At 62.3% G+C, this 18,317-nt stretch carries 11 protein-coding genes, 1 tRNA gene and 1 pseudogene; 3 read left to right on the forward strand and 10 right to left on the reverse strand.

Going from position 1 to position 18,317, the window contains the following annotated elements:
* Positions 1–293 precede the first annotated feature (293 nt).
* The 4 genes from ACFQ4E_RS10975 to ACFQ4E_RS10990 form a co-directional block, all read right to left on the reverse strand.
* Positions 294–2,642 (reverse strand): hypothetical protein, encoded by a 2,349-nt coding sequence (locus tag ACFQ4E_RS10975; RefSeq protein WP_386803476.1) that lies wholly within the window; start codon positions 2,640–2,642, stop codon positions 294–296.
* A 69-nt stretch (positions 2,643–2,711) separates the two neighbouring features.
* Positions 2,712–3,836: a tyrosine-type recombinase/integrase gene (locus tag ACFQ4E_RS10980; RefSeq protein ID WP_386803478.1), complete on the reverse strand. Its 1,125-nt coding sequence runs from the start codon at positions 3,834–3,836 to the stop codon at positions 2,712–2,714.
* Positions 3,837–4,215: 379 nt separating this feature from the next.
* The gene (locus tag ACFQ4E_RS10985) at positions 4,216–4,575 is read right to left on the reverse strand and encodes a hypothetical protein (RefSeq protein ID WP_386803480.1); all 360 of its coding nucleotides are present in this window, start codon (positions 4,573–4,575) and stop codon (positions 4,216–4,218) included.
* Between the two features lie 248 nt (positions 4,576–4,823).
* Positions 4,824–5,174 carry a hypothetical protein gene (locus ACFQ4E_RS10990; RefSeq protein WP_386803482.1) on the reverse strand — a complete coding sequence of 117 codons (351 nt, stop codon included), beginning with the start codon at positions 5,172–5,174 and terminating at the stop codon, positions 4,824–4,826.
* 455 nt (positions 5,175–5,629) lie between these two features.
* Here ACFQ4E_RS10990 and ACFQ4E_RS10995 point away from each other — a divergent pair, with 455 nt between their 5' ends.
* Positions 5,630–7,318 carry a hypothetical protein gene (locus ACFQ4E_RS10995; protein WP_386803484.1) on the forward strand — a complete coding sequence of 563 codons (1,689 nt, stop codon included), beginning with the start codon at positions 5,630–5,632 and terminating at the stop codon, positions 7,316–7,318.
* Positions 7,319–7,433: 115 nt separating this feature from the next.
* On the opposite strand, the gene ACFQ4E_RS11000 is transcribed toward ACFQ4E_RS10995, so the two are convergent.
* The 6 genes and pseudogenes from ACFQ4E_RS11000 to ACFQ4E_RS11025 form a co-directional block, all read right to left on the reverse strand.
* Positions 7,434–8,099: a DNA-binding protein gene (locus ACFQ4E_RS11000; protein WP_386803486.1), complete on the reverse strand. Its 666-nt coding sequence runs from the start codon at positions 8,097–8,099 to the stop codon at positions 7,434–7,436.
* A 127-nt stretch (positions 8,100–8,226) separates the two neighbouring features.
* On the reverse strand, positions 8,227–8,949 hold the full coding sequence (locus ACFQ4E_RS11005) for an HNH endonuclease (RefSeq protein ID WP_386803487.1): 723 nt from the start codon (positions 8,947–8,949) through the stop codon (positions 8,227–8,229).
* A complete protein-coding gene (locus ACFQ4E_RS11010; RefSeq protein ID WP_386803489.1) occupies positions 8,946–10,298 on the reverse strand; it encodes a restriction endonuclease subunit S in 1,353 nt (450 codons plus the stop codon). Before ACFQ4E_RS11010 ends, ACFQ4E_RS11005 begins: the two co-directional genes overlap by 4 nt.
* Positions 10,295–11,811, reverse strand: a pseudogene (locus tag ACFQ4E_RS11015) (N-6 DNA methylase). The gene ACFQ4E_RS11010 and the pseudogene ACFQ4E_RS11015 overlap by 4 nt, the downstream one beginning before the upstream one ends.
* A complete protein-coding gene (gene hsdR, locus ACFQ4E_RS11020; RefSeq protein WP_386803587.1) occupies positions 11,793–15,059 on the reverse strand; it encodes a type I restriction-modification system endonuclease in 3,267 nt (1,088 codons plus the stop codon). The pseudogene ACFQ4E_RS11015 and the gene hsdR overlap by 19 nt, the downstream one beginning before the upstream one ends.
* A gap of 343 nt (positions 15,060–15,402) precedes the next feature.
* On the reverse strand, positions 15,403–16,686 hold the full coding sequence (locus ACFQ4E_RS11025) for a hypothetical protein (protein WP_386803491.1): 1,284 nt from the start codon (positions 16,684–16,686) through the stop codon (positions 15,403–15,405).
* 314 nt (positions 16,687–17,000) lie between these two features.
* Between ACFQ4E_RS11025 and ACFQ4E_RS11030 the strand changes: the two genes are divergently transcribed.
* Together ACFQ4E_RS11030 and ACFQ4E_RS11035 are read left to right on the forward strand one after the other, a co-directional pair.
* Positions 17,001–17,090, forward strand: a tRNA-Ser gene (locus ACFQ4E_RS11030).
* A 388-nt stretch (positions 17,091–17,478) separates the two neighbouring features.
* Positions 17,479–18,315, forward strand: coding sequence for a DUF3883 domain-containing protein (locus tag ACFQ4E_RS11035; protein ID WP_386803493.1), 837 nt, complete (start codon positions 17,479–17,481; stop codon positions 18,313–18,315).
* Positions 18,316–18,317: the final 2 nt, after the last annotated feature.

An 18,317-nucleotide genomic window follows, 5' to 3' on the forward strand; every position in this document is an offset into this window, starting at 1 on the left:
ATGCTGTCGCCCCTCGAGTTCGAGCGGCAGCAGAAACTGAGGCACGAGGGCGTCTAAGAGACGCGGGGCTATTCAGTTGCGACCCCCGCGTCGCGCGCAATGCACGGTCGGCACTGGACGTCTCAAGGGCAGCGAAATTGCCCATGTTTCCGCCCGTCATGATCCTTACACGGGTCGGCGGAGACGTGGCCGAGTGGTCGAAGGCGCTCCCCTGCTAAGGGACTGTAAGCCGCTGAAAATAAACGGCTTCCATACGTGCAAGCCCGGAATTGACAAATCCTTGCCAACTCTGTCTACGGCCGGCCGTCGCTCGTTTCCGTTTTTCTGCGCTTGAACCAACGCCCTTTCAGACGCGACCGTAGCATGTCTCTGGCGGGGAGCCCCGCTTCGATCATGACAGTCTTCAGACCTGGCTTGCGGGCCATCGCCTGTTCGACTTCGTGAATCCGTGACAACACGTCAGCGTCGATTGGCGCAATTTCACGCGCACTGAACAGCAGCTGGATTGCATCGACTTCGGCCTTCGGCCGAGACGCGATGAGGCTGGCACGGTCTTCCAGTGTCGCGATCAAGTCGTCTTGGGCCCGTATGGCCAACCAGGCATCGAGATCGGATTGTGATGCGTTGCTGGCAAAGGTGCGAGATCTGTCTTCCAGAAGGACGATACGGCGCTCGACGGCCGAGATAATACTTCCATGAAGAGCCCTCGCGGCTCGCAGCAGCTCTTCGTGCCAGTCTGCCATGAGTTGTTTCTGGGCGTAGCCCTTCACCGTGTTGTTTCCCAGAAGAGCCGCCGCGCCGATCGCGGGACCGAGGATGAGCGCGCCGGCCGGACCGATCGCGATCAGACCGAACCAGGCCCCGGCGTTGCCACCAGCAAAGACGAGCAGGCCGCGCGAAGCGCCATCGAGAATGAGCCAGGCGGGAAGGTCGGAAATTGGAATCCGCCCCCGAGCGACCTCGATGCCCCCGCGCAGCACACCTACGGAGAGCGCGAACTGCAGGATGTCCGGGTCAGCCAGATCGACGGCATGACCGAGTGTCTCAGCGACCTGCTCCTCGATATTCGCGATCTCGAAGCCCGGAATGGTCGTCACGAGATGTGCCCAAGGCGCCCCGCTTTCCATGGCCTCCTCGGCAAGACTTGCATTGGCGATCACCGGGATGTCCGGGTATTTCTCGAAATGCTCGGTTAAGTTCGAAAGCGAGGTCCCGCATTTCACCTGGGCGGGCATCCCGTCGACCATGAGGTCCAGGCCGGGCGTGTTGGTCACCTCGGCGAGGCGGACGTCGTGACCGTCAGCGATCAGCTTGTCCATGACCAGTCGCTCGGCCGTATATCCCCTCAGAGACCATCCCGCGCCTGAGGTCAGGAAGTCAGAAGCGCGACAGGCGAAGGCCATGGGATCACCGAGGTCTTCAGAGCGGGAGAAGTCGGCGGCCTTCATGACGTCGGGGTCAAGCGCGGCGGCGTGCCAGAGCATCTCGCCAGCGGTCAGCCCGAGCACGGCCGTGGCATCCGCGAGATCGGTCGTCATTTTCTTCGACGACCAAGGCTCTGGAGGTCGCCCGGCTGGCGACGGTAGTGGCCCGGGCAGGCGACCAGTGAGCGCGGCAATGCGGTTGCGGACGACTGCGCGATCCTTCGAGGGCATCCAGTCTAACGAACCGGTGGGTTCCCGGTCCAGGTTGCGCATGTCGGCGATGAACCGATCCAGACCTGCCTCGCTGTGTTGGCTGCCTTGTGCCGCCATGAGAACCCCAAGGCGAGCAGCCAGCTGGCTGCGCACCACGCGTGAACCCCGTCCCATTCCGAGCCATCCGAGCGCGGCAACGCCCGCGAAGACGGTTACGGGGTTGATAAGTGTCGCCAGAAGCGAGACCAGAGTGGGACCACCGACCAACGGGATGATCGCGCTGAGCTGTGCAGCCAGCATGTAGGGCAAGAAACCGGCGTTGGCCACGACGGCCGCCCCGCCGATCCAGACCCCGCCGGCGGCCATGGCATTGCGCGCTCGCGCCTGTCCTTGCCGCAGAGCTTCAGCGATTTCGGGATCGGCTCCTTTCGCAGCGACCTCGACAACCTCGTCGTTCGAGAGGAGCGCCAACATCTCCTCGGCTACGATCTGGAAAAACGGCAGAGGTGGCTCTGAAATGACGGCAGCCTTTGCAGATTTCCAGTAGTCTGCGGCCCTCACTCCAACCAGTCCGGCAATACCGCCATCAGGCTCCTTGCGAACGGCCTTCCGGTGGCGGGCGCGGATCGACGGCGTCAACCTCTCGGAGGCGCGAACCGCTATGGCGGATGCCGATCGCGTGGCGGACTTCGCCGAGAGGGGAGGTACCGACGGCAAAGCGATGGCCTCGTTCAGCCGCGACCAGAGGCGGAAGCGCAGGGCTGCATCTGAGGCACGCGATCCTGCAAGGTCATTCTGAAAAGTCTGAAGGCGTTCTGCGGCCGCATCTTTTTTGAGACCGAGCCTGGCGCTCACGCCTGCCACGGCACCCTTGGCGAGAAAGAGGCCATCGACACATTCGAGGAGAGCAATGATCTGGCATATCTCAGCCCGCTCGAGATGTCCGAGGCCGGCAAGGATGTCGACGGTGCGACCGACCGGATATGCGGGCAATTCATCTGACATGCCGTGGACAATGCGTCTCAGGCGAGGAAATGACAATCGCCCGAAGGACATCCCCCGGGCGAATTGAAATCACTTGCGAACGGTCACCAGTTCGCCGTATTTGACGGGGCCTCCGACATCCTCACGAAAATCCCACCCGTGCTGGAGAGGGCGATTCCCGAGATCCTTCGGGGCGACCTTGCAATACCGGTTCGCGGTGTCCGATTTGTTCCAGCCACCGAGATCGACAAGGCGGCGGAAATCCTTGGTTTGTGCATAGAACCACGTGGCCCAGGTATGGCGCAGAGTATAGGGCACGACGTCCTTTCCCAAACCGGCAGCGTCGCGGATCTTTCCGAATGCCTCCGCCATCTGCCCGCCGCCATTCTGGCGAGCCACGTAGGGCTGCCCGTCCGGTGCCAAGAAGGCCGGACCGCTTGCGGGGAGATCCCCCATCAGGTCGATCGACCGATGCGGGAGTATGACAAAACGGGCCCGGTAGGCGGTCTTGGTGCCGTCCAGCCACCATTCCGAGGTGGCGGCATTCCAGTTTTCAGCTTGCGCGGCGAAGGTCTCGCCCGGTCCAGCACCGCCACCGAGCATGAACGCGATCTTCTGGAGCGTCCTCAGGTGCGGGTCATGCAGTCCGGCTCTTTCCGGATTGCTTGCGAAAAAGAGCATGCGCTCCACTTCTTCGGGCGTGAGCCAGCGGGTCCTCTTGGTGTCGTGGCCCTTCTCACGCCCGGTTCCCTGGGCGAAGTTGATCACCGCCCTGATTGGCGTCTTCAGCTGACGCTTGACCGTTTCCGGCTTCGCGTGCGGGTAAAGCTCAGATGCGGCGGCCGCGATCGTCATCGTGTCGATATCCTCAATCATGATGTCCTCACCGAAATACTCGATGATGCGCGCGAGGAACCGCCTTTCTTTTCCCTGCTCCATATAGCGAAGGGCCGCCAGGCAAAACGGTGTCTTCGCCGGCGCCTCAGCATCATTGGGATTCTTCATCTGATCCCAAGCTTGAGACCAGAGGCGCTTTGCCTCTTCGTTCGCACGGCTCTTCATTTCTTCCGAGCCAATGCCAAGGCGGCGGCGATAACGTCGTCCGTTGATGACGAAGTCGACGGCCCAGTCGCCTGCTTTTTCGACCCAGTACGGGTCCCACGGGTTGCGTTTTTCGCGGTTTTTCCCGCGCGTTTTTTTGGGGGTGTCCTGCATTCCAGTGCTTCCTTGATGTTCTGGATGTGCTGCGGATAGAAGACCCGCCGAGTGCCGCGGTACGCACAGGTAACGATGCCGTCGTCCTCCAGATCATGCAGAACCGCGGAAAAGCGACCGTAGCTGTGGCCGATTACGGCCGCAGCTTCCTTCTGTCTGAGGGGAATGACTGCCCATTCCTGTCTGGTCATGCTGCGCTCCTCGAGAGGGTCTTCAGTTAAGGGCGCACCGGAAGGTTTTCCGGGTCCCGCTGAGGAGGTGGGCTCGCCCGAAAACGGGCGGCCGAAATTTTGTCCAGGGTTCGATATCTCCATGTGACCGCGGTCTGGATCGGTCGAAAGAGCCCGCGCCGGAGCGTGCGACGCAGGCTTGAGAACGTTCACATGTCGCGGGCGGCCTTAGCGAGGTCATGGAAACGGGCTGCATACCAGCGAAGCCCGGCATCAACATTCACACGCTTTCCTGCGTCCACCGGTAGCGCGCGAAAGTCTTCGTCGCGTAGCGCCAGAAGCGTATCGCATGCTTCCTCGAGCGAGATTGCCAGCCCGGCCTTCGTCTCACCGCGTGCGAGATGTCGTTCGATCGCTGATCGAAATGCCGGGCCCGTAATATCAGGGAAGCGCCGGAGCAGGTCATCGAGGCCGTGGCCGTGCCGGTCCAGAAAACTCTTCACCAGGCGCGCCGCGGTGGATTGCGGAATGTTGGTCTTGGAGCCGATTGTTAACGGATGATGTTGCATGAGAGAACTCCTGAGCAACCGCTGGACGATCCGATGTCGTCCGGAACAATCGGTGCCTGTCTCGTCAAGACCGGCGCGCAGGAGGACGCGCCGGTTGGACCGCGGCGATAGAGCCTGCGGTCCGAAAGGTCATGTGCGGATGTTCCGGTCCGCTCTGTTGCACGCCTTTCATTGTGAATTCGGGCCGCGGCTTTCAAAGGCGGTTTCGGATCAAAAACCGACTTCGAAAACCGCGGCCTGGAGGTCGATCACTCCACTTTATCCCCGAGCAATCTGATCGCCGTCATTCGCTCATGCGCGGTCAACGGCCACGGGTAGACCATTGCGCCAGCGGTCGCCGGACCCGCTATCTCGGTCATGTATCCCAGTGCCTCAATGGCACGTCGGGCTGTTTCGAGAATCGGGCCTTCGAAAATTGGGGTCTGGTCGTTCGGAATGTGAGGAACGAGCAGAACGCTCGATTTCCTGCAAATCTTCGCGACGGCACAGATGTCGAAAGTTGGCGCCTCTGAATGGACATGGCGGCACCATTCCTGGACCGCACCAAGGTCTCTTGAAAGACCTTCACCGTTCACACTCGCCCTCGAACTACCTGCCATACGTTGTCTCCGTGTTGCGGCGTCTCACAACGAAGACGCCGCAACACGGAGGAAGACGATGGTCTCTGTACCCGCCAGAGAACATCCCGGTTCGGTTCATGTGCGATGCAAGACAGGGAGAGGTTCAGGAGAGGGGTGCCCTTGCCTGGCCGCGCGGGGCGCGAGCAGGATGGGGTGTCGGGGAAGGAGTGCGGAACGACCTTCCCCGGCCCGTCGGAGACGCCAGGGGTGCCGGGGAGTGGCGAACGACGCCTGGCCGCCCTCCGAGCAGGAGGCCCCGAGGCGAGCGGCCCTCGGAGAGCCGGCGGCGTGTATGGAGCAAGCGCAGCGCGGCGCAATACACATAGTCGATCCCTATGTGTATCAATGAGGCCGATCCCGGTTCGCCTGAACACCGCCCGCCCGCGCCAGCGGGACCCATTTCCACTTCACCTGGACCTCAGGAGGTGGAGAATATGGAAGGGTTTCAATTCGCGCATATCGAAACCTATTCGGCGAAGGGCAGATCGGCCTCCAGTCCAGATCAGTTCTTCGGCAAGCGCAAGAATGGGCAGAAGGCCTGGACGGCACAAGAGATCGTCGACGAACTCGAGCGGCTCGAGCACGCATCCCAGCATGTGATTCCCGGTCGTCCGGGCCCAGAGATCATTCCCGGCGACGTCGACAATTTCGTCGATCTACGGACGGCACAAAAAAGGGCGGCGGCCGTCAAGACCACGGTCTCCTATGCACAGCCTGACGGATCGGTCGTACTGCGCGAACGCAAGATCCGTTCGGACACCGCCTCGATTTATGCAAGCGTCGTGTCCTTGCCGGTTCGCACAGAGGAAGCCCTTTCGGATCCCGTGGTGCGTGCTCGCGCGGTGAAGGTTCTCCGAAAGGCGATCAAGCACGACCGCGACCGGATCGAGAAAGCCGGTGGGCGGTTCATGATGGCGGTGACGCACTGGGACGAAGAATTTCTGCATGTTCACATCATGGCGCTGGACCCCGTGCGCGGTTCGGTGAAGCATCTGCATCCCGGACATGCCGCGAAGGGTCGGGTTTCCATGGAAGCCGAAGGTCGCAAGCTTTCGAAAGACCAGGTCAACAAGCTGGGGAACATTGCCTATTGCGAAGCCATGCGCGGATGGCAAGACGATTTCTACGCGGCCGTTTTCAAGGATGCCGGGCTCCTACGATACGGACCGCGACGTGAGCGCCTGAGCACGCCAGGCTACAAGCGGGCGAAGGAGTCGGCGAGGCTGCGGGCCTTGGACGAACAACGGCGCGCGGAACTCGAAAATGCCGAGGCGCGCATCATCGACGAACTCGAACGCGCGAAGGCCGTCACCGCAACGGCGGAGCAGAAAGCGGAGGCGATCGACGCAGGCACAGCTGCCGTTCTCGACGAGACGATCGCATACAGGCCTGCGACATCGGCGAAGCCCGAAGGTTTGAAATTCGGCCGGAACGCGCCCTCCGACCCGAATGACCGCAATCAACTCGCGCGGCGAATTCAGCCGGCCTTCGATGTCGTCGTGAAATTCGCAAAGAAGCTGGCGTCGGTGAACCAGATCAAGACTTCTGCCGACAGAAGGTTGGCCGTTGCTGAATCTATGCTCGAGAAGGCTCGAGCGAATCTGGAGCAGGTCGAAGACCGCGAGATCGCGGTGGATCGCTCTGAGGCCCTAATCAACTGGAGATCCCGAGCTCTCGCGAAGGTCGTGAGCTCAATGAGGGGCTGGGTGCCGAAACCCGTACAGTTCGTCGTCGACGCGCTTGAGCGCGGAGAGGACCCGGTTGCCGAGAAGACGGCCGAAGCCTTCCCAGGTGCCTGGAGCATCCCGAAAAATGCGGACCGAAATGCGCTGCAGCGCGAGCTGGACGACATGACAAACGCATCTCTCTCGAACTGCTTCTCCGCGACACAGGAGGCATATCTGTTGACCGACGGAGACAGCGATGGTGCGCTGCAAGGCACGTTCGCGACCGGCGTCAGGATACTCATCCACGAGGCGAAGCAGCGCGGTCTGGATCTGGAAACCGGGCGCCATGATCCCGCGAAGGCTCTGAGCAAGGATCGCGCCCACCTGCACACCGATACGCCGCCGAAGCCGATACGGGTGAAACGCAAGGTTCGGGTTCGCCAACTCGTCCGGTAGGATCACCCGGGGAGCATTATTGGAGCCGCGACCGGGCGGATTGCCGCCCGGTCGCCAGCTGAGAGTCCGCCAGCGGTTTCCTGACCTGGGACCAGAGCAGAGATCCCAAACGAATTCACTCGGCCGCGATGGGTTCGGGATCCTCGTGCTTCTTCTCGCCAGGCTTGTCGTTGGGAAACATGTCCAGCTGGGTGTCGTCCTTGGCCACAGACGGCGTGTCGTCGGGATCATCGGTCGGGTGCTCGGTCGTGCGAGGCGCCTTCGGTCGCTTCACCTGGCTGGCGATGTCCTTCTCGCGCTCCATCAGACGCCCGTCGAGGCGCGCGATTTCGAGTTGCGCGTCGTGCAGAAGGCCCCGGGCTTCGTCGAGCCTCTTTTCCAGGTCCTGGACCCGCATCTCCGCGTCGTCCCGCTCGTCTTCGACCAGCGCGCAGTTCGCGAGGGCCTCGTCGACTTCGCCCTTCACGCGCTCGAGTTCGGCGGCATGTGCCCGACGGTCCGATGCTGCGATCTCGTCGGCGAGCTCCCAGGACATCTGCCACATCGCGGCTGCGGCATCGCGAAAATCCTCGGGCATCTCAGGAGCGGCCCGCGCCGCCTGTTCCTTCGCCGCGATCTCCGCGGTGATCTGCTTCACCTTTGGCGAAATATCGCGAAAAGATCCGCCCCCGAGGAGGTCGCGCACCGCCTGGTTTGTGACCGGCTTGCCGTCGGCGGTGAGCTGTTGGATTGCGTCACGGACCTGCTTTTCCAGGGACGTGTTGTTCTTCTTTTGGGCCATGTTCGGCTCCCATTTTGGTAATGGTAAGCGCCGGTAATACCGTTACCTCGCGCTACCACTCCGACGGGGTGGTGGTGAGAAGATGGATCTTTTCTACGTAGGCAAAAAAATCTGGAGGACGAAAAATCTACGCGCCGGCGGTGGCAATTGCGCGGGCCGCGAGTTTGGCAAGATCCGCACTTGTCGAGGCGGCCTCGCCTTGCAGGCGGAGATACTCGATGTCGGTCACCGCGACACTGATCGAGACAGTGCCGGCCGTGTCAATCGACAGGAGGCCAGCGTCGAAGAGGCGGTGGATGTCGGCACGAAGGATCATGCCGTTCGCCGGGTCATCCGACCCACCCGGTGCGCGTGGAGCGATGTGCGCGGCATCCAAAATCTCCGGGATCGCACAGCCGGTTATCGCGCATTTCAGGCCATCGCGTTCCGCGATCTCGCGCCGGAATTTCTGCTGCTCCGGGCGCGTTTCCCGGAGCGCCCATCTCGCGACCCGAGCCTTCTCCGTGTCCGTCGTCTCGATCTGCAGGCGGTAGTCACGCGGGCCGATCTGTTCGAGCACGACAAGGTCACGCATCTCGGCGCCTGACTCCCTCAGGAACCTCAACAGGAAGCCGCGCTCCCGAGAACGGAAAAACCAGCGAAGATTTCTGCCCTGGTCGTCGAGCGGCATGTCGATCTGGCTTGTGTCCCCGCGCCAGTGGAACGTCACCGGGTCCGGCGCGAACGCATCGAGGCTCGATCCACCGACGGCGCCGGGCGGCAAATGCGCGCGGACATCCTTGCCGAAGCGGATGATGCCCCTCTTGTTCAGATCGTTATCTGAGAGAGGCTTGCAACGGAGCTTGATCATTCGGCGGCCGCCTTCCTTCTGCGCCCCCGCTTGGCCTTCGGGGCGGCGGCGCGGGCTTCGCGGATGCGGGTGAGGAGGGCTTCGGCGGGTTCGTCCTCGGGGTCCTGGGGGACGAGCTCTCCGCGGAAGGCCTTGGCCAGCAGGCGCTCGTCGAGCCGGTCGAGGAGATGGGCGGCGCGGCTGGCCTCATCGGTCATCCGGTCGATGCGGTCGAAGGCGGCTTCGATGCGGCGGACGATTACCTGCTGATGCTCGATACCGGGGTGCCGGAACGGGGCTTTCATCAAGCTCTTCTGGTAGATCGCAGCGACACTGGTCGTTGCACTTGTCACCGTGGCGAGATACCGCCTGAACACTGGGGACGTCATGAAGTAGTATGCGAAGTTCGGGTCGATGCCCTCGAAGAACCTAAGACGTAGCAGGTTGTTGTTATAGACGTGACCGGGCCTTTCGGCGGGCCAGAGGCCGACTTTTCCGACGAGTTCGGCGCTGTTCCTCGTATTGAACAGAACATCGCCTGCATGCAGCTCGTAGCGCTCGAGTTCTGCGTCGGTCGTTGTCACGCAGGTCAGATTCTCGGAGTTCCACGAACCAGCGTAGTCGTAGTGGTTCATCCGGATGTAGGGAGTGCCCTGATCGGATTGTTGCACCTTCGATCGAACCAGCCCAACGAGGGAGTCGGATACCACTGATCCCAGCGCTACATCCTTCCATGACGATGTAGCGCTCTCGCCGAAGATCGCGTCCATAACCGCCTGCTTGGCGCGGGTGGCGAGTTTGGAGGTGCGGGCGAGGTGGTCGCGCGCGGCGGCCGAGCGCGCCGAGAGCCGGTCCAGCTTCGCCACGATCCGCCGCTGCTCGGGGAGTGGGGGGACGGCCAACTCCATCTTCTTCAGACGGCCGCCCGCAATCCGTTTTCTTGTGGTGCCACTCGACTCTGCCGAAATACGTCGGCGGATTTCTGGGCTATTGATCGCCGTTGCGATCCACTCCGGCGAGACGCCCTCGGAACCGGGGCGCCAGATCAACACATCAACTGCTGTAACTGCTGGTTGATTAACACCCGGAAAGATACAGGCTCGACCCAGAGGGTCCGGCATGCGCGCGATCAGAACATCACCCGATTCGAGAAAGGTGCAGCGTAGACGCTCTGCCGCCTCGGTCGTGAGAAAACGAGCTGACTTATTCAGGAAATTGCCGTCCCCGATATCCATCAATTGGATCAGCCGAACGTTTCCGTCCGGATCTTGATCTTTGCTTTCTATCCAATCGCCATCTGAAACGAGCCCGTCAAAACCGCATAGGTTCGCAAGAACATCGATTGACCAACCTCTCGGCGTATTCGTCATTCCGCAGCCACCGGTGCCGGTGCCTCTTCCTCTTCGCCTTCCAGCTCCAGCACCAGCGCCTCGATCTCGCGCGTGGCTTCGCGCAAGTGGCCGAGGATGGCGGCCGTGATGTCATCGGGGTCGGTCAGGCCGTCCTCGGCCTCTTCCTCGCCATCGCGCAGCCAGGAGATGTCGAGGTTGTCTCCGCGTGCGGCGAAGTCCTCGCGGGTGAAATGGCGGAACCGGCCTTCCTCGCCCTGGTCCTGCCGCTCGGCGCGGCCTTTGGGATCGTCGCCGAAGGCTGCCTCGAAGTCGGCGAAGTCCTCGGCCCGCAGGGGTCGTGTCTTGCCATAGGAGGGCGCGCCCGCGCGCATATCGTAGACCCAGACGGCCTCGGTCCCGCCGCTCTCGGCCTTGTCCGCGTTGCGGGTGAAGAAAATGACGTTGGTCTTGACCCCCTGGGCGTAGAAGATGCCGGTGGGCAGGCGCAGGATGGTGTGCAGGTCGCACCAGCCCATCAGCATCCGGCGCAGGGCGCGGCCGGTGCCGTCCTCGAAGAGCACGTTATCTGGCACGACCACGGCGGCACGGCCCCCGGGGGCGAGGCCGCGGATGATGTGCTCGACGAAGGCCAGCTGCTTGTTCGAGGTGCCCGCGGTGGTCGAGAAGTCGCCCCGCTGCGGCCGCCCCCCTCCCTTCTTGGTGCCGAAGGGCGGGTTGGACAGGATGAGATCGGCCTTGCGCAGGCCCGCGCCCTCGTCGGTCAGGGTGTCCATGGACTGCGCGTCACCCTCGATGCCGTGGAGCATGATGTTCATGAGGCAGAGGCGGTGCGTGTCGGGGACGAGTTCCGCGAGGGTGTAGCAGTCGCGGATCTGCTTCTCGGCGGCGCCCTCGGGCAGGCCGTAGAGTTGGTTGTTCTCTTCATAGATGTGGCGGTGCGCGGCGACGATGAAGCCGCCGGTCCCGGCCGCCGGATCCTGAATGCGCTCACCCAGCTGAGGCTTGGTCAGGCGGATGATGCTGTCGATCAGGGGCGCGGGGTGAAATATTGCCCGGCGCCGGATTTCTTGTCTTCGGCGTTCTTCTGGAGGAGGCCCTCGTAGAGGTCGCCCAGCCCTTCCTCCCGCGCGTCGAACCAGTCGAGGTCGTCGATGGCGGTGGTCAGGCTCTTGAGGTTGGCGGGTTTGCGCAGGCGGGTCTGGGCATTCTCGAAAATGGCGAGGACGAGCGGATCCTTGGCGGCCTTGGGCTTGCCGTCGGCGTCGCGCTCGTCCGGGTCACCGAGCGAGGTCAGGAGGTGCTTGTAGTGGGTGAGCTGGTCGAGCCCCTCGCGCCGCGCCAGCGTGTCCCACCGGTATTCCTCGGGGATGCGGCGTTCCTGCCCGGTCTCGGCCATCATCTTCAGGAAGAGGAGGAAGGTGAGCTCGGTGACGTATTCGGAATAGGTCACGCCGTCGTCGCGGAGGACGTCACAGAGTTTCCAGAGCTTGGCGACGATGTCCTGCGTGGCGCTCATGCGGCGGGCTCCCATGTCTCGGTTCTTATCTCTTCGAGGATGGCGTCGAGCTCGCCCCCGAAGATCTTGTTGAGGCGTCTGTAGCCGCCCTGCTGCGCGAAGGGCGGGTCATCGAATGCCTGGCGGTCGATGACGACCTGGCTCTTCATCTCGTCCCCGATGCGATCGAGCCAGCGTCGCTGGACATCGTCGAGATCGTGAGTCGATGCAACCTTTCTGATGGCCGCGTCGACCCGGTCGGCGTAGGGAACCAGGGGATCGCCAAGGGCCGCCTGGCGGATGAAGCCGATGATGGAGGCGGCGATGTCCTCGTTAGTGCGATCTCGCCAGGCGGTGCGCAGAGCGCTTTCGGTGAAGTGGCGGGCGTCGAGGGCCAGGCGAAGCTCACGAAGGCTGTCGCGGGTCAGGTCGCGCGGGCGCGTGACCACGAGGTTGAGGGCGTCGATCTTGTTGGCATTGTCGCGCACGAAGGTCTGGAAAGCGTCGATGAAGTCGGCCGGACGGACGCCCTCGCCATAGCCGCGCGTGACACCGGTGACGGTGTCGTCGCCGGTGTAGATGGGGATGATGGGCGGGGCCCCACGGTCGCCCTTGAAGTCGAAGAACTGACCCAGCCCGGGGCGAGCCTGGGTCCATCGACGGACCTCGGGTGCGGGGCCGTTCCGGAAACGATCGAGTGTCTCCTCCGGCGTCTCGCCCGCCTGGGCGGTGTATTGCTCCCGGATGTCCGCATTCATGCGCTGGACCTTGCGGGACAGCTTGACGATGATCTGGTCGAGAATTTCCTCTTGGTGGTCGGGATCCTCAGCGTTCTCGAAGCCATCGAACAGGGTTTCGAAAGAGACCTTCGGGTCGACCACGACGGGGCGCATCTCTGTCATGGCCTGGAGGTTCGGGTAGAGGTCTACCGCATCGTAGATCTGGAAAGCCTCCTTGCCGATCTCGTCGCACTTGCGGGTCGCGCGGCCGATCATCTGGTCGTAGAGTATCCGGGAATTCACCCGTCGGAGAAAGACAAGGTTGGTGATCGCCGGGACATCGATGCCGGTGGTCAGCAGATCGACCGTCACGGCGATCCTGGGGTTGGTCTCATTTTTGTATTTCAGGATCAGCTTGCCGGGTTTGTCGACCGACCCGGTGATCTTCTGGATCATGTCGTCGCGGATCTCGAGGCCCTCGTCCCTATAGGCTTGCCGCAGATACTGAACGACTTCGTCGGCATGAGGGTCGGAGGTGGCGAAGACCAGCGTCTTGCCGGCATCGGGGGACATGATGTCGATCCTGCGCGCAATTTCTGCTGCGACGACCTGGTCGAATTTCGGTGCGCGTACCTTCCGGTTGAAGTGCTCGACGGTGAAGTCCAACTGGTCGCGGAGTGTGGCTGTGTCGATCTCGCCGGTTCGCGGGTCCAGCACATCGATCGTCTCGCCTGCCTCGATGGTGATCCCTGCCTCGCTGAGCGCGGTTTTGATCAGGTGAGGCGGATCGTGGTCGATCAGCCATCCATCGATGACGGCCTCGCGATAACTGTAACGGTATATCGGGTCACCAAAGATCTGCGCGGTATGCAGAGCCGGCGTTGCCGTGAGCCCAACCTTCACGGCATCGAAATATTCGACGACCCGCCGATATTTCGACACGTAGTCGTTCTGGTCCCGGAACGTCGTTTCTGCCTCGCTCATCTCACGGTCGAGCAGGTAGCCTCGATGGCACTCATCAATCAGGATCAGGTCGTATTGGTCGACCGGGGGCCTGTCCCCGGGCTCCCGCTCAAGCACACGCTTCACGAGGCTCTGGACAGTGCAGATGTGGATCTTCGCGTCTCGGTCGATGTCCTGGTCCTCAAGACCGCGGAGGCCGAAGATCTCGGCGAACGTCTTCGCGCCGACCATACGCGTCGTCTCGAAGGCGCTTTCTGCTTGTTCGCCGAGGGCACTGCGATCGACGACGAAACAGACGCGCAGGAAGCGCTTGGCCTCCAAGAGGCGGTAGATCATGGCGATGGCCAACTTGGTCTTGCCGGTGCCGGTGGCCATCGCGATGAGCATTTCCCGCTGACCGTCGGAAACACCCTTCTCGACGGTCTTGATTGCCTTCTTCTGGTAGGGGCGCAGGTCGAAGCCGAAATTGAAGGGCTTGTCCTCGAGCTCCTTCTCCGCGGCGCGACGGTCGACCTCGAGCCGCTCAACGAGGCCCTTGGGGGTGAACCACCCTTCCAGGGCCCGGGATGCATTCTTCGCGTCGCGTGTATCCCGGAACCATATCCCGCTCTGCGTCGCAATCGCCGGATAGAAACTTCGCCCGTTGGTAGCGAAGATAAATGGAGCCTTGTGGCCATCCCACGGCCCACCCGCCAGGTCGAAACTCTCCTCCGGCTGGATATCTCGCGAATACCGCGTCGCCTGGACGTCTACCGCAGACATCACATTCTTGCGTTTTCGCTTCGCCTCGACGAGTCCGACCAATGTCCGACCGGCGAAGAGAGCATAGTCTGCCGGACCCGAGGATGTCGGCCACTCGGCGATGGCCATGTTTCGGTTCTTCTCAGGCCATGTGCCTTTGGAATGCCGCAGGGTCGCGCTGTCCACATCCCATCCTGCCTGGCGGAGCTGCTCGTCGACCAGAAGGCGTGTGTCGGCTTCGTCGAAGTCCATGTCTTTGGCCGAGTCGAAAGCGGCCTTGATGAACATCTGGGCCCTGACGCGCTCCACGGGCTTCGTCGCCTGTCGTTCTGCCTCCTCGGCCAACTCGGCATATATCGCGCTCTCTTCTTCGGCGAGGCGGGCGCGATCCTCGGCATCCAAGGCGGCGCTTCTTGCATTATCCGCCTCGTCGGCGAGGCGTGCGGCCTCCGCTGACCTCGCCTCCAGTTCTGATCTCAGGGCCGCCACTTGCTCCTTGAGATCGGGTGCATCACCCTCCGAGAGCCTTGGCGGAATGAAAGGCACGGTCAGCCGTGGCTGACCTGACGCCGAAGCGCGAAGCCAGACGACAAGACGATGGCATAGCTTGATTGCCTCGAAGGCCATCCGGCGTTCGCCATAGTGGCCATGGACAGCTGCGTTTCCGTCGATACGCAGTCTGTGGAGAATATCGAGGATCTCAGCCGGCACCAGGTCGTCGCGCCGGATACTGCGGAGCATGTCGGAGAATGTGTCACCGCTCGAGATGTCTGCTCCGGCGTTCTCCGCGACGACCTTGGTCATTCGCTCAGCAAACTGCCGGGTCTTGATCAGGGCCGTATTTGCATCGCGATGAAGTATTTCTCGGCGTGAGTTGCCAGAATTGCCAAGGGGCGATCAATGTCCTTCAGGTGATCGAAATTCTGACTGGTCATTCTGGTTGATTACTCGCGATCTCTATTCGCCTTCAGAATTTCTGGACTTACTGCATAATGCAATAGATCACGCTGATTTTCCTCGCGTTTTCGGTGCGCAAGACTCCTCGACTGGTTGTCGTCTGGTGGTTTCGCGGGTTGTTCGGACGGTCGGGAGCGGTTGGGTTTTTGCTGGAACAGGGGCCATGTGGCCCGGAGACGGGCTCCAGGCCTTGGCCTGCGGCGGGGCTTACGCCCTTGGAGCGGGCACGGACCTGTCCAGGCCACGTTCACGTCGGCCGGAGCGCCTTGTGCAGGCCCAGTTCATACCATTTCGTGCGCGACATGCCGCCTGCCTTCCAGGGTTGCTCTCGCGATGCCGAATTCTGCGAGAGCCATTCTTCCCGGGATGTTGCCCCCGAAGCCATGCGTCGCTCTTTTTCGCGCGATGCCTTGCGGCGGGCGCGCTCCTCCTTTGAGAAAACCTGCTCGAGTCCCAGGGTCCGAGCGACATCATCGGAGATCTCCAGCAACTCCGCGATCCGCGCGCCGGTGTAGTGCAGCCTTCCATCGAGCGCAGGCGTCGATGAACAGGCCTTCTGCGCCTGTCTCTCGGCGCTCCTGATGATCCCGACCACTTCGCGCTCGGAAAGGCCTGGCGTAGCGATGGCGGCGGTTCTGAAGACTTCATTTTCAATCTCTGCCTCCGGCGCTGTGTGAGTCAGGCAAGTTGCGACCAGGTGAAGGAAAGTGTTGCGCTTGCCTTCGGGAACATGTCCTCCCCAGTGACTCACGATCTTGTCGAGATCGCTTGAGATCATTGCGAAGCGCTTGCGGGGGGCGAGGCCATGAGGCTCACCGGATCGGGGTTTTCCAGCCTGCGCAGCTTTCTGGTTCGAGAGCTGGCGACGCGTCGGACGGCCGGCGGCCTCGAATATCCGGTCTGCAAGAGCGTCGAAAGGGTATCGGAGAAGCGTCCCGTCGATCGTCCGCACCTCTGCGCCTGCCTTTAGGTTTGTGGTGCCGGGGACTCGAAACACTCTCGGCGCATCGCTGCACGCGCTGTCCGCACCCAGGTGCTTGAACAGGCCGATTAGGCAGCTAAGGCACGCGCTCCATCTGGCCCGCGCCTTTTTGGGAAGTGGATCGATCAGCCAGATTGCTGCGAGCCCTCGGCCGGTGAAGATCACAACTGACGGACGAGGTATGCTCTTGGCATCAAGCTCCATATGCAGCTTCTCGACCCAGTGCTCATGGGGCTGGTTGCTGCCCGGAAGGCGGTGTACATCGAGATCCAGATAGAGAGCGTTGAGCTGCGCCAGGCGGCAGCCATCCCGAGGGCCGTTGAATCGATTGAGTGTCAGATAGGTGCTTTCGTCAAGAAGCGACTCCACGATCATCGGCGCGGTCTCGACCGAATACGTGCGCGTGATCGCTTCGTCCCGGCTTCGGATGATGGTGAATGAGACCTTTCCGATGCTTCCTGGCGGGTGCAGCAGTCGGACGTAATCGGCCGCAGATAGGTCGGCGGCGGCAGGCGAATTTCGGCGGGATGCAGGTGATGAGTGTTCCATCGCAAGGAACTGGTTTCCTGCGAGTCACCACGGAAACTGCCCCAGGATGGGGTGGTCGAGCGCCGGTCTTCTGAGGCTACGAAATCCTCTCTTGTTTATTCCGGCTTCCTTACGAGGTTGTCAGAACATATGTTTTCCCATGGCATAAGAACCCGTGGGGCCGTGGCTGTCGCCGTTGACAAATCGTTGCCAAACGCTGGGGGCTTTGCGGCGAAATTCGTGAACATATCTAATATTAGGCATTTGACATGAGCGGTGGAGACCGCGCGATTTTCACCTTGTTTCTCGGGTAATGCGCCTCTAAACGGGTCGGCGGAGACGTGGCCGAGTGGTCGAAGGCGCTCCCCTGCTAAGGGAGTAGGCGGGAAACCGTCTCGAGGGTTCGAATCCCTTCGTCTCCGCCACATTCAGGTACTGAATCCGACCAGTGGCCCCGATCGGGGCCTTTTTTCTTTTTGTTTCAAAGGGCGTTGGCAGGCCCATCCGCCCTCCGGAGACTGGGCGCTTGCCGAAGAATGGGTCTCCGAATGGCCCGTGTCTCTCTTCGAGCGCCCCTTGATGGCGGCGGGACGGCGTGAAACATCCTCGCATTTCCAGTGGGTTGCCGCGTTCATGGGTTCGCCCCGTTCGCGAGATAATCCGGTGACGGAGGCTGACACGAAAGCGCAGGGCGGCCAGAAGGGCGGCTCCGTGGCGGCCGATCCCGAAGTCAGGCGGCAGCGCTCGAAGCGAGCCAGGACCCTGCCGGAAGTCTCTGATGACAAACAGACTTCGTGCCCATAGCCTGGCGCAATGTCGAACGGGCCCTGGACGGATGAAGAGAACGACCTGATCGTCGCGGATTACTTCGCGATGCTGGCCGACGACATCTCGGCGCGCCGCTACAGCAAGGCCGAGCATCGCCGCGCACTCCTCCCGCTCCTGAACGACCGGTCCGAGGGGTCCGTCGAGTTCAAGCACCAGAACATCAGCGCGGTGCTGAAGGGGCTCGGCGAGGACTGGATCCCCGGCTACAAGCCCGCGTTCAACTTCCAGATGACGCTGGTCGACGCGGTGGCGCGATGGCTGGCGCTGAACCCGGCGTGGCTCGGCCGCCATTCGGGTGCAGGAGCGCCGACAGGCCTCCGGGAGGCACGGCCGATCTGGATCGGGCCGCCGCCCACGTTGTCGAACCAGCCGACTCCGCAGGAGCTTGAGCAGATGCTGCACATCGCCCGCAAGTTCGACGTGGCGGGCCGGGACGAGCGCAACCGCGCCCTTGGCCGCGCTGGCGAAGAGCGCGTGCTGGCGCATGAGCGCGCGGCATTGCGGACGGCAGGACGGGACGATCTGGCCCGCAAGGTGCGCTGGGTGTCGGAGGAGGATGGCGATGGCGTGGGCTACGACATCGCGAGTTTCGCCCCGGACGGTCTGCCCCGGCTAATCGAGGTCAAGACGACGAACGGATGGGAGCGCACGCCCTTTCACATCACCCACAACGAGCTGGCGGTGGCCGAGGAGCGCCGGTCGGAATGGCGCCTGTTCCGGCTGCGGAATTTCTCACGCGAGCCGAAGGGGTTCGAACTGCACCCGCCGCTGGACGCGCATGTCTCGCTGACCGCGACGACGTTTCAGGCGAGCTTTCACTGAGG

Source organism: Litorisediminicola beolgyonensis, from assembly GCF_042679605.1.
Lineage (GTDB): Bacteria > Pseudomonadota > Alphaproteobacteria > Rhodobacterales > Rhodobacteraceae > Litorisediminicola > Litorisediminicola beolgyonensis.